Origin of the sequence: Halorhodospira sp. 9622, from assembly GCF_022228025.1 — a bacterium.
GTDB classification, from domain to species: Bacteria; Pseudomonadota; Gammaproteobacteria; order Nitrococcales; family Halorhodospiraceae; genus Halorhodospira; species Halorhodospira halophila_A.
Map to the genome: position 1 here is coordinate 109,559 of NZ_JAJNRE010000002.1, position 24,434 is coordinate 133,992.

The following is a 24,434-nucleotide window of genomic DNA, read 5'->3' on the forward strand; positions in this document are numbered from 1 at the left end:
CAAGGGCCCGGTTTGAATCGCGCCGAATCGCGTGCCTTTAGGCGGTCTCGTCCACCGAGCCACCGCTGCCCGCACTGCCGTCGGCCTTCTTGGCCACCACCACCAGTGCCGGGCGCAGCAGGCGATCCTGCAGGCGGTAGCCCTTCTGCACCACGTGGAGCACGGTGTTCGGCTCCTGCTCTTCGCTGGGCTGCGTCGCCATAGCTTCGTGGTAGTCGGGGTTGAAACGCTCGCCCAGCGGGTTGATCTCCTCGATCTCGAAGCGCTCGAAGACCTGATTGAGCATCTTGAGGGTCAACTGCGAGCCCTCGAGGAGCTTCTCGCGATCGGCCTCGGCGTCTTCGGCCGCCTGAACGCCCATCTCCAGGCTGTCCTTGACCTGCAGGAGATCGCCGCAGACCTTCTCGAGCCCCTGCCGCCGGGCCTGGTCGACATCCTTTTCCGCGCGGCGCTGCGCGTTCTCCAGCTCGGCGCGCATGCGCAGCACCTGATCCCAGTTCTCTTGGGCCTTCCGCTCGGCGTCAGCAAGGGCGTTCTCGAGTTCCTCGATACGCTGCTCCAGGTCCTCGGCGCTGGTACCGGCCTCGTCCGCCGCGGCGCCCTCGCTCGCCGAATCGCCGCTCTGGAGCTCGCCCTCGAGCGCCTCCGAGGCCTGACGGGTGTGCTTCTGCTCCGACGCCTCGGCGGTTGCCTGCGCGTCGCCGCGCACCTCGGGCTGCTCCTCGGTCGTGCTCTGTCGCTGGTTATCAGTCATATGGCTGCTCCGCTAGATTGAGCCGGAAAACGGTTACTGGCAGCCCACCACCGGGCGCCCCAAGCGCGGCCACCGGGTGCACTGCCTCCTGCCTGGGCACAGGTGTGGGGATCTAGCGCGGCGGATTCAAGGCCGAGCCGACCAATCGGGCGGTGATGTCGACGATCGGAATGATCCGGTCGTAGGCCATGCGGGTCGGCCCGATCACCCCGAGCACCCCGGCCGCCTCACCGGCGACCCCGTAACGGGCCGTCACCAGCGAGAGACCGTCGAAGACCTCGTAACCGGCCTCCTGGCCGATGTAGATCTGGACGCCATCGGCCCGCGCGCAGCGATCGAGCAGGTGGAGGATGTCACGCTTCTGCGTGAAGGCCTCGAACAGCTGGCGCAGCCGGTCCACATCGGAGAGTTCCTCGAACTCCATCAGATTGGTCTGACCCGCGACCACGTACCCCTCGTCGTCCTGCTCCTCCGCCAGGGCCTTCTCGCCGACCTCCACCGCCGAGCGCATGAGTTCGTCGAGTCGCTGCTGATCGGCCTGCATGGCGGCGAGCAGGCGCTGGCGCACGCGCGGCAGCTCCACGCCGGCGAACTCCGCATTGAGGTAGTTGGCGATGCGCTGAAGCTCAGCCTCGGAGAAGTCGCGCTCGGTGCGGATGACGCGGTTCTGCACATCCCGCTCATTGATCACCAGGATCGCTAGCACGCGACGGTCGGACAGCGGCAGGAACTCCACGTGGCGCAGCACCGCCCAGTCGCAGCGCGGGAGGGTCACCACACCGGCCAGCCGGGTCAACTGCGAGAGCAGGTCCGAGGCGGAGTCGGCCAGCTCCTCCGCCCCCTCCTCCCGGTCGCGAACCAGACGCCGGCGGAGCTGTTCGACGGTGTCGCCCTCGATGGGCTGGACCTGGAGCAGGCAGTCGACGTAGAAGCGCAGGCCCCGATCGGTCGGCACCCGACCGGCCGAGGTGTGCGGCGAGACCAGATAGCCCAATTCCTCGAGGTCGGCCATGACGTTGCGCACCGTGGCTGGGCTGACGGACAGCCCGGCTTCACGGGCCAGGCTGCGCGACCCGACCGGCCTGCCGCTGTCGATGTAGCGACGCACCAGCGTGCGGAGCAGGGTGCGCGCGCGGTCGCCCAGCTCCAGGTCGTGCGGCGGGCTCATGGCTCATGCACCACGGGTTGCGCGATTTCGCGGGGGTTGCACTTAGGGCGCTTGAGTGCGGGGTGAGGCTAGCAAGCCCCCTGTACAACCGTCAACGAGCCCGCCGCACCACCTCACTCGTCCAGGGCCTCTTCCAGATCCGCGCGGAGCTGCTCGAAATTCGCTTGATAAGCCTCAAGGGACGAATTACGCATGGCCGACTTCATGCCAAAGGCGCCACCCCAGAACATCCTTGCGCCATAGGTATCACCCCGGTTCTCGTAGGTCTGATCCAGAAGCTGTTCCTTGTCCGCATCGAGCAGCTCGGCCCGCATTCGAACCGTCGCGCGGTGATTGGAAAAGCTGTAATACGGGACCTCCAGAAACAGCTGATATCTGTCTTCCGCGCCGCTCGGCTCGGTGACAAGCTGCGAGTCCGAGAACACCTGCGGCACCTCAACCTCGGCAACCTGCACGAGCATTTCTCCTGGAAACGCAACCCACGAATGGGCGAACCCGGCCATTCCGGAGCGCACCGGCACCTCGGCGGACCGCTGCTCCTCCGTGATGACAACCTCCGTTGGCTCTTCCCGCGGCTCCTGATCCACCGTGTAATCAATATCGTCGAAGGCGACATGGTGGGTGCAGCCGCTGAGCAGCAGGAGCAGTCCGGGCAGACCCCAATGGAACAACCTGTGTCGACCAGCCATCCTCGTCCTCCAATTCAAGAAAATGTCCCAATACGGGGCCGCGCAAGGTTAATACAAACTCCGCCGTGACGGACAGTCCCACTCAAGCCGCAGGGCGGGGGGGTATCGCAACCGCCCCCGCCCCCGGCGCCAGCGCTCGGAGGGATATGCTGCCCTCGCATTGAAGCGGGCCTCGCATGACGCTAAGCTTGCGCGCTACCTTGGGCCGGGGGCGGCCGGGCATTCCCGGCCGGCCCGGCCACCGGGCCGCAACCACCCCGACAACCCCATCAGGACACCCTAGGAACACCATGTCAGAGCGCACGCAAACAGAGCAGGAGCTTGCCGAGGCCCTCGTGGAGGCCCTCAATCTCGATGTCGACGCAGACGCCATCGAACCGGAGGCGCCCTTGTTCGGAGACGGCCTCGGCCTGGATTCGATCGACGCACTCGAGATCGCCATGGAGGTCTCCCGCCGCTACGGGGTGCAGCTGCGCGCCGATGACGCGGACAATCAGCAGGTGTTCTTTTCCCTGCGCTCGCTCGCCAAGTATGTCGATCAACACCGGACCCGATAACCGGCTGCCGCTGCAGCGCCCCGTTGCAGCGGCACTCCCCCTGCTCCTCTACCCCCTCTGGTCCCACGCCATGATCAGTGCAGGCCTCGAGAGCGCTAGCCTGCTCGGCCTGGCGGTGCTGGCCGCACTGACGCTTTATCTGCGCGGGGGACCAACCCCCGGTAGTCTGGCGGCCGTGGCGCTTCTCTTCGGCGCCGCATTGGCGGACCTGCTACTTGCCCACCCCGTCGCGCTCTACGCGCCCCCCATACTGCTCCCCATGGCTGTTGCGTGGATGTTCGGCCGCACACTGCTCGCGGGGCGCCAGCCCCTGGTCGAACAGATTGCCACGGCCATTGTCGGCGACCGCCACAGCAGTGCGGAACGACGTTACATGCGCACCGTTACCTGGCTGTGGACCCTGCTCTGCAGCGCCCTGACCCTGAACACTATCCTTCTGCTGCTGCTTGGGGCTTCCCCCCAGACCTGGTCCCTGTTCGCCAATATCATCAACTATCTGGTGATCGGCGGCGCGATGATCGGTGAATACCTTGTGCGCTGCCTCCGCTTCGGATGGCCCGAAGACCCCCTCGCCTTCTGGCGGGCGGTTGCACGGATCGACTGGCGACGCCTAAGCTGACACGCTTTTCGGAACCATCAACGGCCGGCCCCGAAACCGGCCAGCCGCGCCGGACCACTACCATGAAACGAAAGTCGAACACCCGTCTGCCGGCCGGAGAGGCCATGTCCAGGGCGCAAATGCTCGCCTTTGCGCCATTTGCCTTCTTTGCGGCAACGACCATGCGCGACACGGGACTGCTGAGCAGTCTGGAGAACGCCGGTGCCGAGGGGCTCACCCGGCCCGAGCTGGCCCGCGATACCGGCCTTAGCGAGTACGCGGTCGCGGTACTGGTCGACTTCGGTCAGGATCTTGAGATCCTCAGCGAGCAGGAGGAGGCCTGCACCCTGGCCCCCCTGGGGCACATCCTGCTCCATGACCCAATGACCCGGGTTAACATGGATTTCACGCGGGACTTCGCCAGCCATGGACTGCCCGCCCTGGAGACAGCGATCCGCGAAGGCCGGCCAGCCGGGCTCGCGGCGCTGGGCGACTGGTCGACCCTCTACGAGGGCCTGCACGAACTCGAAGAGCCTGCAGCCGGCAGCTGGTTCCGCTTCGATCATTATTACTCCGAGCACGCCTTCCGCGATCTGGTCGAACGCCTCGCCCGGGATGCGCCAAGGCATGTCATGGACGTCGGCGCCAACACCGGACGCCTGGCGCTGCGCTACCTCGATCGCGACCCGGAAGCCTGCATGACGCTGCTCGACCTACCCGGTCCACTGCAGATGGCCCGTGAGGCTCTCGAAGCGGCCGGCCAGGCGGACCGGGCCCACCTGCACCCGACGGACCTGCGAGACAACAGCCGGGAGCTGCCCGGAGGCGCCGATGCCATCGTCATGAGCCAGCTCCTAGCCTGTTTCCCGCCGGAGGAGATCGTGGCACTGCTGCGCCGGACCGCCCGTGCGATGGATTCCGAAACCCGCCTTTACATCGTCGAACTCTGCCCCGACCGGCAGATCCATGAAGCGGCCCGATTCAGCCTCAACGCCGTATCCCTCTACTTCACGTGCATGGTCAACGGAACCAGCCGCTTCTACCCGCGGGATACGCTCGGTCGCCTGATCGACGAAGCCGGATTGATGACCGACCACGAAGAGGAGCCGATCGGGGTCGGGCACACGCTCTTGCGCTGCCGCCGGAGGTAAGGAGCCACCCTTGCAAACCGCTGATCTCCAACTGCTCGGGACGTTCTCAATCCCGCCAGAGCACCCGTCGCTCCCGGGACACTTCCCGGGCGAACCGATCGTGCCCGGCTCGGTCTTGATCGATCACGCCATGTCGTACCTGGCGGAATTCGGCACCGGGCCACTCCACACCGCCCGGATACGCCGCCTGAAGTTCTCGGCGATGGTCCGCCCCGGCCAAGAAGTTCAGATCCACGGGGCGCGAAAGGGAAACCAGATCCGTTTTCGCTGCCTCGCGGAGGGGCACGCGGTCGTCGACGGTCAGATCGACCTCGATCCCGCAGCCGACACTCCCTCTTCCCAGGCGGCGCCCGCTCGCCCATGACCGGGCAGTGGCAAAACCTGCAGGAGCGCGGATCCCCGCTGGCGCTGCGTACCATCCGCTGGATCGCACTGCGCGTCGGGCGCCCTTTTGCGCGCTCGCTGCTGCCGGCGATCACCCTGTATTTCCTGCTCACTGCCGGGCACGCCCGCCAGGCTTCACGCCAGTTTTTGCGCAGAGCGGGCTTTGAACGACCGCACCTCGGCCACGTCTTTCGGCATTTCTACACCTTCGCCGCCGTGATCCTGGACCGTGTCTATTTTACCCGGGGGGATCTCCAGCGATTCGATCTGCGCCTACACATAGACCCCGGTGTACGCGACCACCTGGACGGCGGGCACGGCGCGCTGATGCTTGGGGCCCACTTCGGGAGTTTTGATGCGCTGCGAGCCGTTGGCCTGCAGTACGGCGACCTGCGACTGCGCGTACTGATGCATTACGACTCCGGGCAGCTGATCGTGCGCCTGCTGGATGCGCTCAATCCGCAGATGGCGCAGACCGTTATCCCCCTGGGGACACCGCAGACCCTGCTGCGCACCAAGGAGTGGCTGGACGACGGGGGCACGGTAGCGCTGCTCGGAGACCGCCTGCTTCAAACCGACGATCCCTCGCGCCGGCGTACAGTAAACTGCCACTTTATGGGCCACCCCACCCGCATGCCCACGGGCCCGCTTCACCTGGCTGCCCGGACCCGTAAACCCATCATCCTGTTTTTTGGCATCTATCGCGGCGGGAATCGGTACGACATACACCTTGAATGGCTGGTCGAGCAGGACGAGGTCGACCGGATCGATGCGCCGGAAACCGTACAGCGGGTGATCCAGCGGTACGCGGATCGACTCGAAGCGCATGCGCGCAATGCGCCCTACAACTGGTTCAATTTCTACGACTACTGGCGGAACGACGAGCTGGACCATGACTGATCACCCCCTCCCGCTGGAGCGATCCGACCTCGAGAGACTGATGCCGCATGCCGGGGACATGTGCCTGATCGACCGCGTCGAGACCTGGGACGAGACAAGACTACAGGCACGCTGCTGGTCGCACCGGCAAGCGGACCATCCACTGGCGCGCGACGGTCGGCTAAGCATCTGGCACGCTCTGGAGTACGGCGCTCAGGCCATGGCCATTCACGGCGGCCTGCTCGCGGCACGGCAAGGTCAGCAGCTCGGTCAGGGACTGCTTGCCGGGGCCCGCGACCTGATTTTCACCCGGGCGACCCTGAGCGACCTCGCCGGTGATCTGGAGATCGAGGTCACCCAGCAGTTCGCCCAGATGGGCAGTCTCATCTACGATTTTCGCATCGAGACTCAGGGTCACTGCCTGGCAACCGGGACGGCGACCGTGGTCGGCAGACCATGACTCCGGGAGAGCAGCAGCAGCCATGCGCTTTTTCGCTCTGATACCCGCATTCAACGATGGCGACACCGTCGCAGAGATCGCCGCGGAGACGGCCCGCCAGTGCCCGGTCATCGTGGTGGACGACGGCTCCTCGGACCGGACACCGGAGGCGCTCGCTTCCGTGCCGGTCACCGTCCTGCGCAACCCCCGCAACCAGGGTAAGGCCTGGAGCCTGCACCGAGGGTTCCAGGAAGCCCTGCGCAGGGGCGCGGACGCCGTCGTCACCCTCGACGCCGATGGTCAGCACCCGGTCGCGGAACTCCCCCGACTGCTCGACGCCGCCCGGGAGGAACCGGGCAGCGTGATCATGGCCGCACGGGTGCTGGACCGCGAGCAGATTCCACCGCTGCGCCTGTTCGCCCACCGCAATGCGAACTTCTGGATCTCTTGGGCCGCTGGCTACCCGATCCTGGATACGCAATCCGGATTCCGGGTCTATCCGGCCACGCTGCTCCGCCAGCTGGATCTCCCCTGCGACCCCCACCGCAGTTTCGTGTTCGAGAGCGAAGCCCTGATCCGCGCCGCGAAGCTGGGATACAGTGTGCGCTCCGTGCCCATCCGCGCAATCTATCGCGCCGACGCACGCCCGAGCCACTACCGGCCGGCGGTCGACACCCTGCGCATCATCCGAATGGTTGCCGGCCACTTGGTCCGCAGCGGGCTGAATCCGGCGGGTCTGCTGCGCAGCCTGAGCCAACAACCGAGGTGAAGGATGCCGCACCGAGTCGAGTGGGACCGCAGCGCCCTGCAGACCTTCGCCCTCGCCAATCTCCTGCTGCTCCTCTCCGCCGGCCTGTTGCTCGTGGTGCAGCTGATCCGCGTCCTGATCATCGGGAGCGGTCGCCCCGCGCTTCCGGATCGCTGCGCCTGGATCATCGTTCCCGGCCACAGCCGTGAGGGGATCGCCCTGTCGGCGGATTTCAAGACGCGTCTCGATCGGGCCGCACGACTGGCGAATCAGTTCCCCGAGGCGCGCCTGCTGCTACTCGGCGGCATCACCGACCCCGCGCAACGCTCCGAGGCCGCGGCAGGCGCCGAATTCCTCCACCGACAGCACCATATCCCCGCCTGGCGCATCGTGCAGGAGGAGGATTCCCGCCACACATTGGAGAATTTTCAACGTGCCCGGGAGTTGATCCGCCCGTACCCGGGGCAGCAGCGCTGCCTGATCGTGACGAACCGCTACCATCTGGCCCGTGCCAGCGCGATGGCACGCAATCTGGGACTACCGGTAACCCCCTGCCCTGCCGCACCGCACTGGGGCCGCCAGGACACCGCACCGGGCAAACTCCTGGCCGAGGCCTACCTACTGCACTGGTATGAGACGGGTGCCCTCTACGCGCGTCTAACCCGGAACCGGGCCATGCTTGACCGCGTCCGCCGCAGTGAGCCGGTGGACGAGTAATCACCGGCCCGGGATGCACACGAGGAGGCCTCTGATGCCAAGAAACATCCCGCGGGGACTGATTGACCTGCTCGGCGTGCTTGCCGTCGCTCTCCTGCTGAACGCACCGGCAGACGCACGAAACGCGCCCGGCGACCCCCTCACCCTGCCGGGTCTTAAGGGCCAGCCGATCGAGGACCCCGTCTTCGACGGCACACTCCAGACCTATCAGGGCGGCCCGGAGGACGCGCCCACCCTCGTCCTCGTGCACGGCATTGATAAGCGCGGCGGGGCTGCCTGGAAGGAGATCAGTGAAGGACTCAGCCAGAATTACCGTCTGATCGCTTTCGATCTACCAGGTTTTGGCGCCTCCACCCGGGGTAATCACCTGTATGGGCCGGATCAGTACGTCCGGGTGCTCGACCATGTCATCTCGGAGCTAGCGGACCCGCCGGTCTTCCTGCTCGGCCACTCCCTGGGCGGCGCCATCGCCCTGCGCTACGCCGCCAGGCACCCGGACAACGTGGAGCACCTGCTGATCTCCAGTGCCGCCGGGATCCTGCACAAGGCGGCCTACACCAGTTTTCTGGCCCGCACCCCGTGGAGTGAGAACGACGGTTGGGGTACCGACCGCTGGCTCGACCGTACCGGCGGACAGGTGATCCGGCAACTGATGAGGCAGATTCCGGACGCCGGTGAGATCCTACTCTCGGCGCCCGGCCGCCGGGTGGCCCTGCGCAGTGACCCCACGCGCATTGCCGCCCTCGCCCTGGTGGAGACGGACTTCAGCCGCACGCTGCACGAGCATGCGGTCCCGACCAGCGTGTTTTGGGGAGCGCGTGATCGGATTACGCCCGTGCGAACCGGTCAGTTGCTCGCCGGGCTGCCATCGGGCGGCGATCTGGAGGTCTTCCCGGAGGCTGGTCATGCACCCATGCTCGACGCTCCCGAGGCCTTCCTGAAGGCGGTACAGCGACGCCTGAAGCAGGACCGTCGCTCAACCCCGCGGGAGCCGCCGGACAACACCCCCGGAGAGGCGACGTTCAGTTGTCAGGACGAGCACGGTAAGCGTATCGCTGGCCGCTACGACACCATCCGGATCGACAATTGCCAACGGGTCACCCTGGAGGACATCACTGCGCGCGAGGTGCACATCCGCGGATCCCAGGTCGCGCTGACGAATCCGCAGCTTAACGGCGGCAGCACTGCGCTGCGCGCCGAGGACAGCGAGGTCATGCTCACCGCCGGGAGCCTGACCGGTGACGTCGCCATCGAGGCCAGCGGCAGTGAACTGGATATCGCCGGGACGCGACTCAAAGGAGACACGGCAGCGCTGCGCGGCGGGGAAGGGCCAGACAGCGAAGTGATCTTCTCGGTTACGCCGATTCACGGCGCCGGCGGCTGGCACTACCGGCACGAGATGCGATCCCTCGCCCCGGGAGAGACCCTCTGAGAACGCCGCCGGGCGCTCAGCTCTTCTCCTCCGGGGAGGCCGAGCGGGCAAACAGGTCGAGCAGGGCCTGGCGCGTCAACTTACCCGTCTCGTTGCGCGGCAGCGCCTCCACGCGGCGGATCGGACGCGGCAGGAACGCCTCGTCGATCTCCTGGCGCAGCGACCTTCGAATCGCGGGGGCATCGACCCCCGGCGCCACCACCAGTGCAGCGAGGCGCTGCGCGCCATTCGCCTCGGCCTCGGGCGGCTCGAACAGCACACCGTCCTCCACGCCCGGGGTCCGCAGCAGTGCCTGATTCAGCTCCGCGAGCGACGCGCGCTTACCGGCGACGTTAACCAGATCCTCGTCGCGCCCGATGATCCGGAAACGCCCTGGGCCGTCCAGCTCGAGCCGATCCTGCAGCAGGAACGAGCACGGCAGGTGCGCTGCGCCCACCCGCGTCCCGGCGGGCTCGGTGTGCAACTCGAACTCAGGGAACAACGCCCAGGTGGGATCCCGCGCCGGCAACCGCCTGGCCAGGCTCCCGAGCTCGGAACAGCCGTAGATCTCGCCCACCCGGGTGCCATGCAGCCGCTCGATGCTGCCGGCCAAGTGCGGGTCCAGCGGTGCCGTGGCCGACCAGATCCGTTCAATGGCGGGCAACGTAAGCTGCGGATCGGCCAGGGCGCGCAGATGGGCCGGGGTGCTGACCAGCACCCGCGGCGAGGGTACCGAAGTCAACGCGCTTGCCACATCCGCGGGCATGAACGGCCGCTCGTTGCTGATGGCAACGTCACCGAAAAGCGCCATCAGCACCGACGTCTCCAGCCCATACATATGCTGGGGCGGAACCGTGGCGATGACGCTGATCGGCTCATCTCGCCCGACCAGCCCCATTTCCCGGGCATTGATCCGAGTACTTTCATAGAAGGTGGACCACGGCTTCTCGACGGCCTTCGATGCCCCCGTGCTGCCCGAGGTGAACACCACCGCCGCCAGGTGACGCGCATCCAGCTGCGGGATGGCGGTGGCAGCCCGCGTCTGCCGATCTGGCCCCACGATAACCGCCCCCGGCCAGTCGCGGTCCTCCGGGTCGTCGCTGAGCACGTAGGCATCCGGGTAACGGCTAAGAACCTCCCGGATGGTGGTATCGAGACGGTTTGCGGGCAGCAGGTTGGTCTGCCCGGCTAGCATCACGGCCGCAAACGCGACACTGAACCGATACCGGTCGCGGCACAGGTTGACCGCATAGCGGCGTGCCGGCAGCTCCGCTGCCAGCCGTTCCACCTCGCCCAGGAAGCTCCGGACCGCCACGGGCTCCCCGCCCCGGCGTGCCAGAACCTCATCCAGACCCCGTTCGAGCAGCGGCAGTCGGGTCATCGATCTCCATCCACGACGGCCCCGCCGTCGTCGGCGCGGGCCTTCAGTGTTATCCTGTCTCGGTTGAAGACTAGCCAAAAAACCTTGGCCCTGTTAACGCAGGCGACGGAAGTTAGCGCCCATCACCATGCGGGTTCAAGCCGATGACTGGACACCGACCGCGGGTCGCTCGCCGCAGCTCACCGTAACCGGGGGCTCGGATGCGCGCAGCGAGCTTGGCCGTTTCGATTTCGCCGGTGACGCCACGGCGCAGCCGCCGGCCCTGGCCACGGAGCTGCCCTGGCTTGGCGGCGATCTGGCCGCCGAGGGGTGGCGCGCCGGGGCATCCGTCCGGTACGGAAGCGACGGCGAGGCGGGCTGGGTAGCCGACGACCACCTGCTCATGCTCAGCTGGACCCGCGCGTGCGGGCCGGAGACCGATCCGGCACCGCCGGCCGAAGCGGCCTATCGACAATTGCTCCAGCACGCCCGCGATCTGGGCTACCCCCACCTGCTGCGCGCCTGGCACGTGGTGCCGGCCATCAACCAGGGCAGCGGCGACGCTGAGCGCTACCGCCGATTCTGCCTGGGGCGGGCCCGCGGGCTCGAGCGGGAGGGGATCGACGAGGACCAGCTGTGCGCGGCCTCCGCCGTGGGCAGCGCCGGCCGGCACCTGTTCGTCCACTGCCTGGCTGGCCGGAATCCGGGGACACCGCTGGAGAACCCCCGCCAAGTCGCCGCCTACCGCTACCCCCGCCAGTACGGGCCGCGCAGCCCCTCGTTCGCGCGCGCCCTGGCGATCCCGATGCGCGGCGGCGAACAGGGGCTGTTCGTGTCGGGGACGGCCAGCATCGTCGGTCATGCCACGCGGCACCCCCACGACACCCCGGCCCAGCTCGAGGAGACCCTGCTCAACCTCCATGCCCTGCTGGGTGAGGCGGCGCAGCGTCTCGGCCGGCCCGGCCTGGCCCGCTTCGGCCTGGCCAGCGCCCTGCGCGTCTATGTCCGCGACCCGACGGAGTGGCCGCGGGTTGAGGCACGCCTGCGGCGGGAGTGGCCCGACGCCCGTTTGCTCGGCGTGCGGGCCGACATCTGCCGCGCCGAGCTGACCCTGGAGATCGAGGCTTTCCAGCGAGGGTGACACCTCGCGCCCCCGGGGCCCACCTTGCCCGGCCCAGGAGGACTACACCTGATCTCGGCGGCGCGCTATGATGCCGACCGGCGCCCTTTCCACTAGTGCCGCCTCGGCAATCAACCACAACAACCCTTTCCAAGGAGGTTCACATGCATCGACGCAACCAATGGCTCTGCGCCGGCGTCGCCGCCGCCCTACTCGCTCCCGCCCCCCTGTTCGCCGCCGGTGTCGGCAACGGCATCTACCTCGAGTTCGGTGGCGGAACCGGCGAGTTTGAGTGGGACGATGCCAATGATAGCGAGGACATCGACGCCGGCCTCGCCTCGTTCGGCTACGCCCTGGACACTGCCCCGCTGGGTCCGCGGGTCTTCAACTACCGCCTCAACGTCGGGCTGGCCTCGCAGAACCTCGACTTTGATGATAATGGCGTAGAAGCCGATGTAGGCGGCATCCAGGTGGACAACATCTTCGGTTTCCGGATCATCAGCAACGACCGCGTGCGCTGGTGGGCCGGTCCGTCGGTCCGCGTCGGCCTCTACGGCGGCGACTATGACGCTGATACCGACTGGATTGACGGGGAAGATCTGGCTTACTTCGAGTTCGCCCTCGGCGGGGCGACCGGGGTGAACATCGACCTCGGTGGGGTCATCCTCTCGCCGTCGGTTGCCTGGCGCAGCCACGGCTTTGCCGGCTCCGACGACGTAGACGGCTGGGGGGGCATTGGCGGAGATTTCTCGGGCAACCACCAGACCATGACCTTCAACACCGCCCTGCTCTTTTAAGGACCGCACCCCGCGATGAACCGTGCACCGACCAACCCCGAACGGGCCACCTTCACGCGGGACGACACCGGGGTGGGGGGCACCGCCCCCCACCCGGTCATGTCGGACTACTACGGCGATGCCGCACAGCGGCAGCAGTGGGTCGATGCCATGTTCGACGCCACGGCCGAGCACTACGACTGGATCACCGATTTCATGTCCTTGGGCAGCGGCCGCTGGTACCGGCGCTGGGCCCTGCAGCGCCACGGGCTGCGCGCCGGCATGCACCTGCTCGATGCCGGCGCCGGCACCGGCGTGATCGCCAAGGCGGCCCAGGGGATGGTGGGCGAGACCGGCAGCGTGGTCGCACTGGATCCGAGCCGCGGTATGCTGGATGCCGCCGAGAGGCGCGGCGTGCAGCGCACCGTGCAGGCCACCGCCGAGGATCTGCCCTTCCCCGAGCATAGTTTCGATATGCTGACCATGGGCTACGCCCTGCGCCACGTCGGCGACCTGCGGAGCACCTTCGACGAGTACTTCCGGGTGCTGGGGCCGAGCGGTCGCGTGCTAATCCTCGAGATCACCCCGCCGCGAACCTGGCTGGGCTACCGGCTGCTGCGGCTCTATCTGCGCGACCTGGTGCCGCGGGTGGCGGGCTGGTTCCGCCGCTCGCAGGACTCGCAGACCCTGATGCAGTACTACTGGGACACAGTGGATCACTGCGTCCCGCCCGATACCATCGAGCAGGCGATGGAGGCAGCCGGCTTCCGGGAGGTTCGACGCCACGTGGTGATGGGCATCTTCAGTGAGTACACGGGGGTGCGCCCGGAGACAGCGGAGGCCGGGTGATGCGGCGGCTGTGGTACTGGATGGCGGCGGCCCTGCTCGGCAGCGCGGCCCCTACCGCGGCCTTGGCTGGCGAGCTGTCCCTGGCGGCGCTGTTCGATCGACTCGCCCCGGAGCAGGGCGGCCTGGCGGCAAGCTACGAGGAGACCCGCCACGACCCGCTCGCCGAGGAACCGATCCACCTCCGCGGAGAACTCCACTACCAGCACCCCGGGCAGCTGCGCAAGACCGAGCGCCTCCCCGACGGGGAGGAACGGGAGATCCGCATCGCCGACGACCTGGTGCACTTGCGTGACCAGCGTGGCGAGCGGACCACGCGGCTGAACCAGGTCCCGGGGCTAGAGCCCCTGATGGCGGTGCTTGACGCCATCGGCGGGGGCGATGCCGATGCGCTTAAAGCACATTTCCAGCGTGTCGAGCTTGACGGGGATGCAGAGGACTGGCAGTTGGCCCTAGAGGCCCCGCCCCGCACCGCACCGGGGCGGGGCGGCGGCTCCCGCCGCTCCGACGAGGCCCCGTTGCACCTGACCCTCAGCGGTCAGGCGGCGTGGATCGACGAGATCGAGCTGGACGCACCACGGCAGGGCCGGATCCGCCTGCGCCTGATCGAGGCGCTTGAATGAGTCGAGGGTGGCCGATCGCCGCCTGGCTCTTGTGCCTGACCATCTGCGCCGCCGTACTGATTCCGCCGCGGATGGCGGTGGACCTCGGCGCATTCCTCCCGGACGCGAAGGATCCGGAGCAGTCGCTGGTCGCCGGGCAGCTCCACCACGGTGCCACCGGGCGTCTGCTTCTGGTCACCCTGCGACGCGCCGACGGTGATCCGGCACGCCCCGCCGAGGTGGAACGGCTGGTTCAGGAGCTGGAGCACAGCGGCGCCTTCCGGCTCGTCGCCCACCGCCCGGAGCCAGGGCATCTCCCCGGACGCGAGCAGCTCGATACCTACCGCTACCTGCTCAGTGATGGCTGGCGCCCCGAAGACCTGACAGCCGAAGGGCTGCGTGACCACTTCGAAGCACTGGCGGAGGAACTCCAAAGGGGCGGTGCGTACGGCGACTCCTGGCGGCTGGCCCGCGACCCCACCGGTGAGCAGCGCCACCTCCTGGGCCAGTGGCTGGGCGACAGCCGTGAACCGCAGACGACCGACGGGTGGCGAAGCGCCGATGGACACGCCGTTATCGTCGCCTGGACGGCGGCGAGCAGCGAGGATCTGGATGCCCAGCAGGCGGCCATCGAGCATATCCGGAAGACGGCCGGCGCGGCCACTCCTCCGCTCCGGGCGGCGATCACCGGTGCACCGGCCATCGCCGTCGAGTCCCGGGAGACCATCCGCGCCGAGGTGCTGCGCATCTCCACCCTGGCCGGCCTCGCCGCCCTGACCGTGCTGGTGCTCGCCCTGCAGTCGCTGCGCGCGGTGTTGCTCGCGGCGCTGCCGGTGCTCACCGGTATCGCCACCGGGGCGGCGTCGGTCCACCTGGCTTTCGGCGGCGTCCACGGTATCACTTTGGCCTTCGGAGCCACCCTCCTCGGGGTCACGCTGGATTACCCGCTCCACCACCTCTGGCACAGCCGGGACCGGGACGGCAAAACCGCCGCATCCGCCGTCCGGCGGCGCTTGCTGGTGGGGGCACTGTCCACGGCGCTCGGGTTTACCGCCCTCGCCCTTGCTGGGGTCGTCGGCCTACAGCAGCTGGCGCTCTTCTCGGTAACCGGCCTCTTGGCCGCGGCGGCGACCACCTCGTGGGTCCTGCCGGCACTGCAGCACGCTCCCATACCGCCAGCCCGGCATCTCTGGCGGTGGCGCCGCTCGCTGGGGCGCCTCCCGCGCGTTCCCCGGACCGCAACCGTCGTGCTGGCCTGGCTGCTGGTGAGCGCAGGCGTGGCGAGCGCACTTACCCTGGCCCGTTTCGAAACCGACCTGGCGGGTGCATCCCCGGTGCCCCAGGATCTGGCCGAGCGCGACGGCACATTGCGCTCTGCCATCGGCCTGGCGGAACCTCGTTATCTGGTCGTGGTGCATGCGGCGAGCCGCGAGGAGGCGTTGCAGGCTAGCGAGAAAGCCGCCGATGAGCTCGATGAACAGGTTGCAAGGGGGCGGCTGGAGCGCTTTGATGCACCCACACAGATCCTCCCCAGTGCAGCGACGCAGAGCCGTCGCGCCGAAGCGTTGCCGGACCCTGAGGCGCTGCGTCGCTCCGTAACCGAAGCGACCGCCGAACTGGGGCTCCGCGCCGAAGGGTTTGCGCCGTTCATTGAGGCGGTGTCGGACAGCAGCGAACTCCCCCCCCTGCAACCGCATGACCTGCAACCGGGACCGATCCGCGACTGGGTCCAGGCCCGATTGCACCAGCACCCGGACGGGTCGTGGAGCGCCCTGCTCTACCTGGGCGGCGTTCAGGACCCGGCTGGCCTCGAGCGGGATCTGTCAACGGGGCGGCTGATCGACCTGCGCCGGCAGGCCAGCGCCCTTGCTACAGACTACCAGCACCAGGCGATGATACACTTCGGCCTCGGCGCGGGGTTGATCGTGATGGTGCTGCTACTGGGCCTGAGAAGCGCTGCGCGGGGGCTCGAGGTGGCACTGAGTGCTGCCGCAGCGGTCGGCGGCACCATCGCGCTGCTGAGTCTCCTCGGGATCCCCCTGGGCGTGTTCCACATCATTGCCATGCTTCTGGTGGTCGGACTCAGCATCGACTATGGGCTCTTCGCCCGCCCCGGAGATCCGTCCGGGATGGGGTCAGTGACGGTCTGCGCCGTCTCCTCCGTGGTGGCTTTCACCATCCTCGCCACGGCGAAGATCCCGCTGCTCCAGGCGATGGGGCTGACCGTGGCCTGCGGCGCCACACTTGCCTGGCTGCTGGCCATACTCTTTGCCAATCGCCCGTCGACAACCGAACAACCGAGTGTGTCCTCATGGCCGTCAAATACCTGACCGCTTCGGCACTGGTAACCGCCGTGGGCGCCGGCCGCGACAATACCGTCGAGGCGTTGCGTAACCAGCGCGGCGGTCTAAAACCCGTGGACGAGGCCGGACTGACCCTCTACGCCGGCCACGTGGAGGGCCTCGAGGGCGTGGAGTTGGCCGCCGAGCACGCCGCTTACGACTGCCGCAACAACCGGCTGGCGGAGATGACGCTGCGGACGGACGACTTCGCGCAACGTCTGGAGGCGGCCGTGGCCCATTACGGCCCCGGGCGGATCGGCGTGTTCCTGGCCACCAGCACCGGCGGCATGCGCGAGACTGAAGCCGCCTGTCGGGCACTTCCTGCCGGTCAGCCGTTGCCGGCGACATTCACCCTCGCCACCACCCACCGGTTGTCGGCGACGGCCGACTACCTCCGGACCCGTTGCGGGCTGCGGGGACCGGTGCAATCCATCTCGACGGCTTGCTCCTCCAGCGCGAAAGCACTGGCGAGCGCGGCGCGGCACATTGACGCCGGCCTCTGCGATGCAGCACTGGTCGGCGGCGTTGATACACTGTGTCGGACGACGCTGTACGGCTTCAACGCGCTTGAACTCACCTCCCAGGGGCTGTGCCGGCCTTTCGATCCGGAACGCGACGGGCTCTGCCTGGGTGAGGCAGGCGCCCTGGCGCTTCTGGAACCCCGCCAGCAAACCCCGGATGACACCGCACTGCTCGGTTACGGCGAGAGCACCGACGCCCACCATCTGTCCACCCCACACCCGGAGGGGGCGGGTGCGCGACTCGCCATCCGGCGTGCCCTGGCCTCTGCCGGGCTCCGTAGCGGCGCCATTGACTACATCAACCTCCACGGCACGGCCACCCCCCTCAACGACCGGATGGAGGACCAGGCCCTTGTGGCAGAACTCGGCGATCACATCCCGGCGAGCTCCACCAAGGGATGGACGGGCCACACCCTGGGGGCAGCCGGAATGGTGGAGGCGCTGATCAGCGCCCTCTGCCTCGAGGAAGGGCTCATCCCGGGGACGCTCAACACCCGCAAACCGGATCCGGAGCTACGCACCAAACTGCAGGTCGAGCCCGCGCACCACCCGCTGCGTCGGGTCATGAGTCAGTCGTTCGGGTTCGGCGGCAACAATTGCTCACTGATCCTGGGGTATCCGTGATGGAAGCGAGCATCCAAGGGGTCGGCCTGCTGGGTCCCGGCCTCGCCGGCTGGCCGGCGAGCCGCGAGATCCTTGCCGGAGACCGGCCCTGGCAGAACGAGCCCGTTGGCCGCCTGAACGCTCCCGGCCTGCCGCGGACGGAAGCGAGGCGTGCCACGCGAGCGACCCATCTGGCCCTGAGCACGGCCAGTGAAGCGCTCTCCACGGCTCCGAACCACGCCACGGAGCACCTGGCCAGCGTCTGGGCCGCCGCGGACAGCGACCTCCAAGGGCTGGAGAAGAACATGCGCACACTGGCGGAAGACCCACCGTGGATCTCGCCGCATCAGTTCCAGAACTCCGTCCACAATGCGCCCGCAGGCTACTGGTCCATCGCCAGCGGCTGCCGCGGCCCGGCCACGGCGCTTGCCGCCGGGGAGGAGAGCTTTGCGGCGGGGCTCGTCGAGGCCTTGACCTTCCTCGCCTCCGGGGAGGAGCACGCCCTGCTTGTGGCGTACGAGGAGGCCTCGCCACCCCTGCTCGAGCAGAGCCGCCCGCTGCCTTTCTCCTTCTCCGTGGCGCTGCTCCTGGGGCAGCCAGGGCAACGGGGCGCAGCCGTTACGCTCAGCGTCGGTGCGCGACGGGCACCCACAGGTTGTCGCACCCCTGAGCTGGAAACACTCCGGCACCAGAGTCCAGCCGCGCGGAGCCTGCCCCTGCTCGAGGCGCTCGCCGGAGGCCCCGCCGCGAAGGGGGGCATCGAGCTGGCCTGGGGCGACCATTCCCTGAATCTATCCATCGGAGCCGCACCATGAGAAGAGCCCTGGTCACCGGTGCCAGCGGTGCCATCGGCAGAGCGATTGCCGAACGCCTTGCTGCCGAAGGTCATTTCGTTTATCTGCACGGCCATCGGAACCGGGCCGCGCTGGAGGAAACCGTCGCGGCGATCCAGGGGCGCCACGGCAGCGGCCGGTGCAGCACCGTCACGTTCGATGTAACCGATCCGCGGGCCGCCGCCGAAGGCGTATCGGAGATACTCGGCGAGGGGCCCATCGAGATCGTGGTCAGCAATGCCGGGCGCTACGCCGACGCCCCGATGGCCGGCATGGACGCCGAGCAGTGGCGATCCCCGATCGAGATCTCGCTCAACGGTTTCCACCATGTCGTCCAGCCATTGCTGCTGCCCATGGCGCGGCAAAGATGGGGCCGGATCATTGCCGTCTCCTCGGTGTCCGGGGTACTCGGCAATCGCGGCCAGGCCAACTACGCCGCAGCCAAGGCCGGTTTGCACGGCGCAATCAAATCGCTGGCCAAGGAGATGGGCCCCCGGGGTATTACTGCCAACGCCGTGGCACCCGGTGTAATCGAGTCCGAGGCGACGCGCGAGCAGTTCAGCGCGGAGTACGTGGGCAGCCTGGTACCCGCCGGACGCATGGGGTCACCCGGGGAGGTCGCATCCCTGGTCGGCTTTCTGGCTTCCGAGCCGGCGGGCTACATCAACGGCCAGGTGATCGGGATCGACGGCGGGCTGACTTGATCCCGCCCCGATAGGGGGCGGAGATCGCCCCCTATCGGGTGAGACGGACGCGCAGATCCTGTTCCAGATGATCGACCCACCGATTGTAATTCCGGTGAATCGTCTGCCGCTCCTCGTCGTAACGCAGATTCACGGAGTCCCGATACTCAATGTCCAGGCTGGTCTCGTCGAAGTGGATGTCCACCTCCGCACGGTGGTCCCGGACGTTGAGCACACCAACCATGTGCCCGTCGGCCTCTTCACGAATCGCCCAGCCACGCTCCCGGCCTGCATCGCGGATGACGTCGGCGATCTCCTCCAGGCTCCAGTCACCCTCGATGGGCACCCCCGTAGGCTCCTCCAGCGCCGCGGTTCGTGCACAAGCTGCCAGAAGCAACCCGACCAACAGCACCGCAGCCAGTACCCCACCTGAATGCATCCTTGTATGCAGCATTTACGGCCCCTCCCTGAATCCTGCGTCTGCCATGAAATCAGATCACCGCACCCCCTACTCGGCTGCATCAGAACGCGTCAGGACCGAGCATTGCCGGGACTTTCAATGCTAACCTCACGCCCGCGCGAATGCGAACCCTTTGCGGCCCACTCACGTCAATGGAAGCAGCAGCGAGTGACAGCACAGCCCTCCACCGCACGAGACCCGCTCGAGGCACTCCATGTCCCGGGCTGGCAACACCGACACTCCGGCCATTGCGAAAGCGGGGTTGCGGCCAACTTGCTCACCCATCACGGACTGCCGCTGACCGAACCCATGGCCTTTGGCCTCTCCTCGTCGCTGATCTTTGCGCATTTCCCGTTCATACGGATCGGTGGCCAGCCGCTAACGGCCTACCGCGCCCTGCCGGGGCATGTCCTCCGGCAGTTGGAGCGGCGCCTGTCCGTTCGCCTCGGCCGACGCCGCTTCCGCGATCCCGACAAAGCGCGTGAGGCCCTCGATACAGCGCTAAGCCAGGGCACGCCAGTGGGAATCCAGGCGTCGGTGTTCTGGCTTCCCTATTTCCCGCCGGAGATGCGTTTCCACTTCAACGCCCACAATCTCGTCGTAGTCGGGCGGGACACGGACGGGTCCTATCGGGTCAGCGACCCGGTCTTCGAAACCCCGCAACGCTGCGACGGTGCCAGCCTGGAGCAGGCTCGATTCGTGCGCGGGGCCTTCGCCCCCCGGGGTCTGATGTACTGGGTCGAGTCCGTGGAACGTTCCCGTCCCGTTGCGCAAGCCATCCCGGCAGCGATCCGGACGACCATCCGGCTGCACGGACAGGCCCCGGTGCCGTGGGTGGGCCTCCGGGCTGTGCGCCTGCTCGCCCGCCGCATCCGCCAACTTCCGCAACGCCGGCCGGATATCGGCGGACAGCGCCTCTATGTCGGGCAGATCATCCGCATGCAGGAGGAGATCGGCACCGGAGGCGGCGGCTTCCGCTTTATGTACGCTTCGTTCCTCCAGGAGGCGGCGGAGCATCTTCAGGATGAGGGGCTCGAGCGCATCGCCGGGCGTATGATCGAGGTTGGCGATCGCTGGCGGGACTTCGCGTTGTCTGCCGCCCATTTCTGCCAGGACCGCCACGGCGCTTCCCTGACAGACGTTGCGGCCCGCCTGGAGCAGTGCGCCGACGCGGAAGCTGCGGCGGTCGACGAACTCAAGCAGTGGGCACGCCGGTCCGGTCGATAATCAGCACGAGATAGTGCCCGGTCACCGGATCCTCCTCGAGGACCACGAGACGGGGGCACGTCCCTGCCGCCAGAAAGCGTTCCACCACGCGCCCCAGGCTCGCCGCATGCCAGCCCGCGGCCGGTGCACTCCACGGAGTCAGTCGGCGCCGCAACGATGTCGGCAGGAGCCCCGCAGGTGCACCATCCGAGGCCGAGGCCACTGCCACGGGCCCGGGGGCATCCGCCAGCGCCTGTCTGCAGGCGTCCGCCAGCGCCTGGCGATCCGGCATCCTTTGCAGCGCCCGCAGCCAGCCGACCGGATCCTTGCAGCAAGAGTCCATCCAAAACCAGTAGGTCGCCTCGGCGGGCGTAGCACACCCCTCCAGGCCCAGGCGGCGACGCTGCTCGGCCAGCGGCCACACCCCCTCCTCGACCACCCCCACCAGCCAGGCGCGCTCGACCTCGAGGGCGGCGATTTCCAGGGCAGCCACCAGTGCGTGCTGCTCGTGCGCCACCATGAGATTGGGCCCATGCTCGGCGCCCACGGCACGGGCCGTATGAAACCCCGCCAGGTTCGTCGAGACGTTGATGAAGTCGAACGGCATAGGTGGCTGCTGCTCCATCAGCACGCCGGCGGAGAGACGGATGGTATCCGCCAGGTTGCCGTAGCGGGATCCGAGCACCACACCCGTCCCCTGCGGCGGCCGGCTGCCGGCCTGCCGAACGCATCCCGCGCTCCCGAGGTGCGCCAATTGCATCAAACGGTTGGCGCGCCGCTGCGGCACCTCTCCGATCTCCGATAACCGCCCATCGAGCGGCTGCGGGCGCTCGCCCTGGGCCCATTCACATCCCCAGCTGGCGCGGATCGGCCAGTCAAGCCTCATGCCGACACTCCAGCAGCAGCGCACAGTTATTGCCGCCGAAACCGAAAAAGTTCAGCAGGAACAGACCGGTTTGAAGTGAAACCGCATCGCGGACCGGCTGGATTCCGCAATCCGGATCAGGGATTTCGAATCCATCACAGGCCGGCCAGAATCCAGCATCGATACACGCCATCAGGGCCGCGGTCTCGACGGCGCCGCACGCCCCGAGGGTATGCCCGAGGCTTCCCTTGAGGCTGCTCACCGGGGCGGGGCACCCACCCAGTGCGCGCACCAGGCCGCTCCCCTCGGCCCGGTCATTCCCCGGGGTGGCTGTGCCATGCGCTTTGACACCCGCAAGATCCCCCGGCTCCACCCGGACCGCTTTCAGCGCCCGCCGCACGACCCTTGCCACCTCATCGGCCGAAGTCTGCGTGGGGTTCTGCGTATCCCCGATCGAGGCTCCGCCGAGCAATCGCCATCCGGCGAACTCGGCCGAACCGGACGGAGTCAACACTAGCGCAGCGACCCCTTCTCCGAGGACCAGCCCCTGCCGCCTGGCGTCGAAAGGCCGTGCACGCTCAGGGTCGAGAAGCATCAACGACTCGAACCCGCGCAAGGTGAGGAAGTTGAAGAAATCGAAGCCGACGATCAGAGCCGCTCCAAGACGCCCCTGAGCGACGGCCCGCATCCCGTAAAGCAGGGCATTGGCACTGGATGAACACGCCGTACCGAAGGAGTAGCGGGGGCCGCCAAGACCCAGACGGCCGGCGAGGCGATCCGCGAGATCGCCGTGACCGCGCGCGTCGTCGATGGGCAGAAAATCCGGATCCGAGCACTCGGCCAGCCACTGCCGCTCCGTCTCCGGGAGTTTCGACCCGGAGCTTCCGACAAACAGGCCACACGCCGCCAACCCTTCACCACCGAGGCCGGCATCGGCCAGCGCCCGTGACGCGGCAAACTCCAGCCATCCCAGCTCGTCGAGTGCACCGTGACGGGCCTGCGGAATACGCTGATAGGGCAAGGGCCGAACGGCGGAGCCATCAGCGAGCGTCACCTCCCCCGGCGACACCCGCCCTGCACCGAGGGCTGCGGCATGCTCTCGCCGACCGATGCCCGCGGCACTGATCACATCGTACCCGCGTATCACGGCCCCGGTGGCCGCGCTCATGAAGACGCCCGGAGCTGCTCGCGGATAAACGCCTCCAGAGTGGCAACGGATTCCAGCACCCTCCGGAGCTCCTTGGGATCGTTGACCCGAATACCCCATCGGCGCTGCAACGCCATACTGATCTGGAGCCCATCCAGGGAATCCAGTTCCAGCGGCGTCCCGCCCCCGAACAGGGGCTGGTCGTCGGGGATCCCCCCCGGCGGCGCATCCTTCCCGGTTGCCTCCAGAATGAGGGCCTTCAGATCCTCTCTAGAGGGTGTCGCCGACTCTTCTGCATCCATCGAACGGATCCATTACCCCATATGCCTATTGTATAGAAGCGCCGCACCTGACCAACAAAGCACCCCGAATGCGGCCAGCATCCCCATCTCCGGGATCACAGCCCGCCAGTCCTGATAGCGCAGGACCATATCCCAGAATCCCTCCAGTGCCCAGGACATGGGCGAGACGTGCGCAAGCTCCTGCATCCCAGGGGGCATCACTGCCTTGGGCACCATCACCCCGCCGACGGCCGCCATGATCAGCACCATTACCCCACCGATGAGAGTGGCCTGAATCACAGTACGCGCCAGGCTGGCCACCAGCATCGCGAAGCCAATCGCTGCGATGCTCGTACCCGAACCGATGAGCCAGAGCCCGAGCAGATCGTCCCCGGTATCCAGCCGCTCACCACCGAGCCAGGGCACCAAAACAACGCCGACGCCAAGCATCAGAACGAGCTGCAACAGGTTGACCCCGTAATACACGGGGAACCGCGCTCCGAGGACCACCCCCGGGGAGACGTTAAGCTGGCGCAACCTCCAGGCCGCCCCCTGCCCGCGCTCGACCAGAAGACTGGCCGACAGGGGAACGACCACGAAAAACATGGCAAAGACCAGCCAGGCGGGGACACTCTGCTGCACGGCGTTCGGCACCGCGTGGGTTTCCCCACCTCCTCTGTAGACCGGTTCCAGGGAGGCGGTCACCGGCAGGTCGTCGAGCAGCTGCTGAGCATCGAAACCGCCCCACAGCGCCCGGGCACCCTCAAGTTCGGCGAGCAGGACGGCCTGCACCAGTCCCCCCTCCAGGCTGGCGGTAAAGAGTTCCCGCACGGGCGCGGGGAGCTCCGGGGCGTGGTAGATGGCCACCTCGCGGCTTGCCGGGGCGGATCGCTCGCGGAGCAGGGCGTCTTCAAAGCTGTCCGGGATGTAGATGGCGATGCGGTAGTGCCCATCCCGGATACCCTCGCGCAACGCCGCCGGCGTCATGGACGCCTCGGGGGCAAGCACTTCCACGCCCTGGAGCCGCCCCGCCAGACCGGAGACCAGCTGACGGGAGGCGTAGCTGTCATCCTCATCCACGATGGCGACCCGTTCGCTGCGCTCGCCGCCTAGCTCGTAAGCTCCCTGCATCGCGAGGGACATGATCAGGATAAAGACCACCGGCATGACGAACAGAAGCAGCAGCCCCTGCCAATCCCGGGTCAGCAGGATGATCTCCTTGCGGATCAGCGCCGGCAATTGCTGCATCGAAACCCCCTCTACATCGACCGATCCCTGGTCGCCCCGCCGACAC

27 protein-coding genes are annotated in these 24,434 nt (G+C 67.6%); 18 read left to right on the forward strand and 9 right to left on the reverse strand.

The features are described from left to right. Window positions 1–37: 37 nt before the first annotated feature. From grpE to LRG07_RS01660, 3 genes are all read right to left on the reverse strand, one after another. Entirely contained in the window at window positions 38–754 is a 717-nt protein-coding gene (grpE, locus tag LRG07_RS01650) for a nucleotide exchange factor GrpE (protein WP_201170616.1), read from the reverse strand. A 112-nt stretch (window positions 755–866) separates the two neighbouring features. Next, window positions 867–1,922: a heat-inducible transcriptional repressor HrcA gene (hrcA, locus tag LRG07_RS01655; protein ID WP_201170617.1), complete on the reverse strand. Its 1,056-nt coding sequence runs from the start codon at window positions 1,920–1,922 to the stop codon at window positions 867–869. 113 nt (window positions 1,923–2,035) lie between these two features. After that, window positions 2,036–2,611 carry a hypothetical protein gene (locus tag LRG07_RS01660; protein ID WP_238633018.1) on the reverse strand — a complete coding sequence of 192 codons (576 nt, stop codon included), beginning with the start codon at window positions 2,609–2,611 and terminating at the stop codon, window positions 2,036–2,038. Window positions 2,612–2,901: 290 nt separating this feature from the next. On the opposite strand from LRG07_RS01660, the gene LRG07_RS01665 reads away from it, so the two are divergent. The 9 genes from LRG07_RS01665 (at window position 2,902) to LRG07_RS01705 (ending at window position 9,516) form a co-directional block, all read left to right on the forward strand. Beyond that, on the forward strand, window positions 2,902–3,168 hold the full coding sequence (locus LRG07_RS01665) for a phosphopantetheine-binding protein (RefSeq protein WP_238633017.1): 267 nt from the start codon (window positions 2,902–2,904) through the stop codon (window positions 3,166–3,168). Next, entirely contained in the window at window positions 3,143–3,787 is a 645-nt protein-coding gene (locus LRG07_RS01670; RefSeq protein WP_238641613.1) for a hypothetical protein, read from the forward strand. The genes LRG07_RS01665 and LRG07_RS01670 overlap by 26 nt, the downstream gene beginning before the upstream one ends. 104 nt (window positions 3,788–3,891) lie before the next feature. Further along, entirely contained in the window at window positions 3,892–4,917 is a 1,026-nt protein-coding gene (locus LRG07_RS01675; protein WP_238641614.1) for a cyclopropane-fatty-acyl-phospholipid synthase family protein, read from the forward strand. Between the two features lie 10 nt (window positions 4,918–4,927). After that, a complete protein-coding gene (locus LRG07_RS01680) occupies window positions 4,928–5,281 on the forward strand; it encodes a hypothetical protein (RefSeq protein WP_238641615.1) in 354 nt (117 codons plus the stop codon). Continuing rightward, on the forward strand, window positions 5,278–6,201 hold the full coding sequence (locus LRG07_RS01685) for a lipid A biosynthesis acyltransferase (RefSeq protein ID WP_238641616.1): 924 nt from the start codon (window positions 5,278–5,280) through the stop codon (window positions 6,199–6,201). Before LRG07_RS01680 ends, LRG07_RS01685 begins: the two co-directional genes overlap by 4 nt. Next, complete coding sequence (locus LRG07_RS01690) at window positions 6,194–6,640, forward strand: hypothetical protein (RefSeq protein ID WP_238641617.1); 447 nt, start codon at window positions 6,194–6,196, stop codon at window positions 6,638–6,640. Before LRG07_RS01685 ends, LRG07_RS01690 begins: the two co-directional genes overlap by 8 nt. 22 nt (window positions 6,641–6,662) lie before the next feature. Next, window positions 6,663–7,388, forward strand: coding sequence for a glycosyltransferase family 2 protein (locus tag LRG07_RS01695; protein WP_238633011.1), 726 nt, complete (start codon window positions 6,663–6,665; stop codon window positions 7,386–7,388). 3 nt (window positions 7,389–7,391) lie between these two features. Further along, on the forward strand, window positions 7,392–8,084 hold the full coding sequence (locus tag LRG07_RS01700; protein WP_238633010.1) for a YdcF family protein: 693 nt from the start codon (window positions 7,392–7,394) through the stop codon (window positions 8,082–8,084). A 34-nt stretch (window positions 8,085–8,118) separates the two neighbouring features. After that, the gene (locus tag LRG07_RS01705; RefSeq protein WP_238641618.1) at window positions 8,119–9,516 is read left to right on the forward strand and encodes an alpha/beta fold hydrolase; all 1,398 of its coding nucleotides are present in this window, start codon (window positions 8,119–8,121) and stop codon (window positions 9,514–9,516) included. Between the two features lie 16 nt (window positions 9,517–9,532). Here LRG07_RS01705 and LRG07_RS01710 read toward each other — a convergent pair whose 3' ends face one another. Then, window positions 9,533–10,876: an AMP-binding protein gene (locus LRG07_RS01710; protein WP_238633008.1), complete on the reverse strand. Its 1,344-nt coding sequence runs from the start codon at window positions 10,874–10,876 to the stop codon at window positions 9,533–9,535. 127 nt (window positions 10,877–11,003) lie between these two features. Here LRG07_RS01710 and LRG07_RS01715 point away from each other — a divergent pair, with 127 nt between their 5' ends. The 8 genes from LRG07_RS01715 (at window position 11,004) to fabG (ending at window position 19,202) form a co-directional block, all read left to right on the forward strand. Beyond that, a complete protein-coding gene (locus LRG07_RS01715) occupies window positions 11,004–11,996 on the forward strand; it encodes a hypothetical protein (protein ID WP_238641619.1) in 993 nt (330 codons plus the stop codon). Window positions 11,997–12,139: 143 nt separating this feature from the next. Continuing rightward, window positions 12,140–12,772 carry a hypothetical protein gene (locus LRG07_RS01720; RefSeq protein WP_238641620.1) on the forward strand — a complete coding sequence of 211 codons (633 nt, stop codon included), beginning with the start codon at window positions 12,140–12,142 and terminating at the stop codon, window positions 12,770–12,772. A 15-nt stretch (window positions 12,773–12,787) separates the two neighbouring features. Further along, a complete protein-coding gene (locus tag LRG07_RS01725; RefSeq protein WP_238641621.1) occupies window positions 12,788–13,600 on the forward strand; it encodes a class I SAM-dependent methyltransferase in 813 nt (270 codons plus the stop codon). After that, window positions 13,600–14,220: a LolA-related protein gene (locus tag LRG07_RS01730; RefSeq protein ID WP_238641622.1), complete on the forward strand. Its 621-nt coding sequence runs from the start codon at window positions 13,600–13,602 to the stop codon at window positions 14,218–14,220. The genes LRG07_RS01725 and LRG07_RS01730 overlap by 1 nt, the downstream gene beginning before the upstream one ends. Next, entirely contained in the window at window positions 14,217–16,529 is a 2,313-nt protein-coding gene (locus LRG07_RS01735) for an MMPL family transporter (protein ID WP_238641623.1), read from the forward strand. Before LRG07_RS01730 ends, LRG07_RS01735 begins: the two co-directional genes overlap by 4 nt. Then, window positions 16,511–17,686: a beta-ketoacyl-ACP synthase gene (locus tag LRG07_RS01740; protein WP_238641624.1), complete on the forward strand. Its 1,176-nt coding sequence runs from the start codon at window positions 16,511–16,513 to the stop codon at window positions 17,684–17,686. The genes LRG07_RS01735 and LRG07_RS01740 overlap by 19 nt, the downstream gene beginning before the upstream one ends. Then, entirely contained in the window at window positions 17,686–18,480 is a 795-nt protein-coding gene (locus LRG07_RS01745; protein WP_238641625.1) for a beta-ketoacyl synthase chain length factor, read from the forward strand. Before LRG07_RS01740 ends, LRG07_RS01745 begins: the two co-directional genes overlap by 1 nt. Further along, the gene (gene fabG / locus LRG07_RS01750; RefSeq protein WP_238641626.1) at window positions 18,477–19,202 is read left to right on the forward strand and encodes a 3-oxoacyl-ACP reductase FabG; all 726 of its coding nucleotides are present in this window, start codon (window positions 18,477–18,479) and stop codon (window positions 19,200–19,202) included. The genes LRG07_RS01745 and fabG overlap by 4 nt, the downstream gene beginning before the upstream one ends. Before the next feature lie 31 nt (window positions 19,203–19,233). Here fabG and LRG07_RS01755 read toward each other — a convergent pair whose 3' ends face one another. Beyond that, a complete protein-coding gene (locus LRG07_RS01755; protein WP_238641627.1) occupies window positions 19,234–19,635 on the reverse strand; it encodes a hypothetical protein in 402 nt (133 codons plus the stop codon). Between the two features lie 105 nt (window positions 19,636–19,740). Between LRG07_RS01755 and LRG07_RS01760 the strand changes: the two genes are divergently transcribed. Beyond that, window positions 19,741–20,868, forward strand: coding sequence for a BtrH N-terminal domain-containing protein (locus tag LRG07_RS01760; RefSeq protein ID WP_255773082.1), 1,128 nt, complete (start codon window positions 19,741–19,743; stop codon window positions 20,866–20,868). On the opposite strand, the gene LRG07_RS01765 is transcribed toward LRG07_RS01760, so the two are convergent. The 4 genes from LRG07_RS01765 to LRG07_RS01780 are packed head-to-tail and all read right to left on the reverse strand — an operon-like array spanning window position 20,837 to window position 24,388. Continuing rightward, window positions 20,837–21,733 (reverse strand): hypothetical protein, encoded by an 897-nt coding sequence (locus LRG07_RS01765; RefSeq protein WP_238641629.1) that lies wholly within the window; start codon window positions 21,731–21,733, stop codon window positions 20,837–20,839. The genes LRG07_RS01760 and LRG07_RS01765 overlap by 32 nt on opposite strands. Next, window positions 21,723–22,880 carry a beta-ketoacyl synthase N-terminal-like domain-containing protein gene (locus tag LRG07_RS01770; protein WP_238641630.1) on the reverse strand — a complete coding sequence of 386 codons (1,158 nt, stop codon included), beginning with the start codon at window positions 22,878–22,880 and terminating at the stop codon, window positions 21,723–21,725. The genes LRG07_RS01765 and LRG07_RS01770 overlap by 11 nt, the downstream gene beginning before the upstream one ends. Then, the gene (locus tag LRG07_RS01775; protein ID WP_238632995.1) at window positions 22,877–23,161 is read right to left on the reverse strand and encodes a hypothetical protein; all 285 of its coding nucleotides are present in this window, start codon (window positions 23,159–23,161) and stop codon (window positions 22,877–22,879) included. Before LRG07_RS01775 ends, LRG07_RS01770 begins: the two co-directional genes overlap by 4 nt. A 12-nt stretch (window positions 23,162–23,173) precedes the next feature. Continuing rightward, window positions 23,174–24,388: an ABC transporter permease gene (locus tag LRG07_RS01780; protein ID WP_238641631.1), complete on the reverse strand. Its 1,215-nt coding sequence runs from the start codon at window positions 24,386–24,388 to the stop codon at window positions 23,174–23,176. Window positions 24,389–24,434 lie beyond the last annotated feature (46 nt).

What these genes read in the sequence shown, in the direction of transcription:
- grpE (WP_201170616.1), bottom strand. Translation starts at nt 754, where the DNA reads ATGACTGATAACCAGCGACAGAGCACGACCGAGGAGCAGCCCGAGGTG.
- hrcA (WP_201170617.1), bottom strand. Translation starts at nt 1,922, where the DNA reads ATGAGCCCGCCGCACGACCTGGAGCTGGGCGACCGCGCGCGCACCCTG.
- LRG07_RS01660 (WP_238633018.1), bottom strand. Translation starts at nt 2,611, where the DNA reads ATGGCTGGTCGACACAGGTTGTTCCATTGGGGTCTGCCCGGACTGCTC.
- LRG07_RS01665 (WP_238633017.1), top strand. Translation starts at nt 2,902, where the DNA reads ATGTCAGAGCGCACGCAAACAGAGCAGGAGCTTGCCGAGGCCCTCGTG.
- LRG07_RS01670 (WP_238641613.1), top strand. Translation starts at nt 3,143, where the DNA reads ATGTCGATCAACACCGGACCCGATAACCGGCTGCCGCTGCAGCGCCCC.
- LRG07_RS01675 (WP_238641614.1), top strand. Translation starts at nt 3,892, where the DNA reads ATGTCCAGGGCGCAAATGCTCGCCTTTGCGCCATTTGCCTTCTTTGCG.
- LRG07_RS01685 (WP_238641616.1), top strand. Translation starts at nt 5,278, where the DNA reads ATGACCGGGCAGTGGCAAAACCTGCAGGAGCGCGGATCCCCGCTGGCG.
- LRG07_RS01690 (WP_238641617.1), top strand. Translation starts at nt 6,194, where the DNA reads ATGACTGATCACCCCCTCCCGCTGGAGCGATCCGACCTCGAGAGACTG.
- LRG07_RS01695 (WP_238633011.1), top strand. Translation starts at nt 6,663, where the DNA reads ATGCGCTTTTTCGCTCTGATACCCGCATTCAACGATGGCGACACCGTC.
- LRG07_RS01700 (WP_238633010.1), top strand. Translation starts at nt 7,392, where the DNA reads ATGCCGCACCGAGTCGAGTGGGACCGCAGCGCCCTGCAGACCTTCGCC.
- LRG07_RS01705 (WP_238641618.1), top strand. Translation starts at nt 8,119, where the DNA reads ATGCCAAGAAACATCCCGCGGGGACTGATTGACCTGCTCGGCGTGCTT.
- LRG07_RS01710 (WP_238633008.1), bottom strand. Translation starts at nt 10,876, where the DNA reads ATGACCCGACTGCCGCTGCTCGAACGGGGTCTGGATGAGGTTCTGGCA.
- LRG07_RS01715 (WP_238641619.1), top strand. Translation starts at nt 11,004, where the DNA reads ATGCGGGTTCAAGCCGATGACTGGACACCGACCGCGGGTCGCTCGCCG.
- LRG07_RS01720 (WP_238641620.1), top strand. Translation starts at nt 12,140, where the DNA reads ATGCATCGACGCAACCAATGGCTCTGCGCCGGCGTCGCCGCCGCCCTA.
- LRG07_RS01725 (WP_238641621.1), top strand. Translation starts at nt 12,788, where the DNA reads ATGAACCGTGCACCGACCAACCCCGAACGGGCCACCTTCACGCGGGAC.
- LRG07_RS01730 (WP_238641622.1), top strand. Translation starts at nt 13,600, where the DNA reads ATGCGGCGGCTGTGGTACTGGATGGCGGCGGCCCTGCTCGGCAGCGCG.
- LRG07_RS01735 (WP_238641623.1), top strand. Translation starts at nt 14,217, where the DNA reads ATGAGTCGAGGGTGGCCGATCGCCGCCTGGCTCTTGTGCCTGACCATC.
- LRG07_RS01740 (WP_238641624.1), top strand. Translation starts at nt 16,511, where the DNA reads ATGGCCGTCAAATACCTGACCGCTTCGGCACTGGTAACCGCCGTGGGC.
- LRG07_RS01745 (WP_238641625.1), top strand. Translation starts at nt 17,686, where the DNA reads ATGGAAGCGAGCATCCAAGGGGTCGGCCTGCTGGGTCCCGGCCTCGCC.
- fabG (WP_238641626.1), top strand. Translation starts at nt 18,477, where the DNA reads ATGAGAAGAGCCCTGGTCACCGGTGCCAGCGGTGCCATCGGCAGAGCG.
- LRG07_RS01755 (WP_238641627.1), bottom strand. Translation starts at nt 19,635, where the DNA reads ATGCTGCATACAAGGATGCATTCAGGTGGGGTACTGGCTGCGGTGCTG.
- LRG07_RS01760 (WP_255773082.1), top strand. Translation starts at nt 19,741, where the DNA reads ATGCTAACCTCACGCCCGCGCGAATGCGAACCCTTTGCGGCCCACTCA.
- LRG07_RS01765 (WP_238641629.1), bottom strand. Translation starts at nt 21,733, where the DNA reads ATGAGGCTTGACTGGCCGATCCGCGCCAGCTGGGGATGTGAATGGGCC.
- LRG07_RS01770 (WP_238641630.1), bottom strand. Translation starts at nt 22,880, where the DNA reads ATGAGCGCGGCCACCGGGGCCGTGATACGCGGGTACGATGTGATCAGT.
- LRG07_RS01775 (WP_238632995.1), bottom strand. Translation starts at nt 23,161, where the DNA reads ATGGATGCAGAAGAGTCGGCGACACCCTCTAGAGAGGATCTGAAGGCC.
- LRG07_RS01780 (WP_238641631.1), bottom strand. Translation starts at nt 24,388, where the DNA reads ATGCAGCAATTGCCGGCGCTGATCCGCAAGGAGATCATCCTGCTGACC.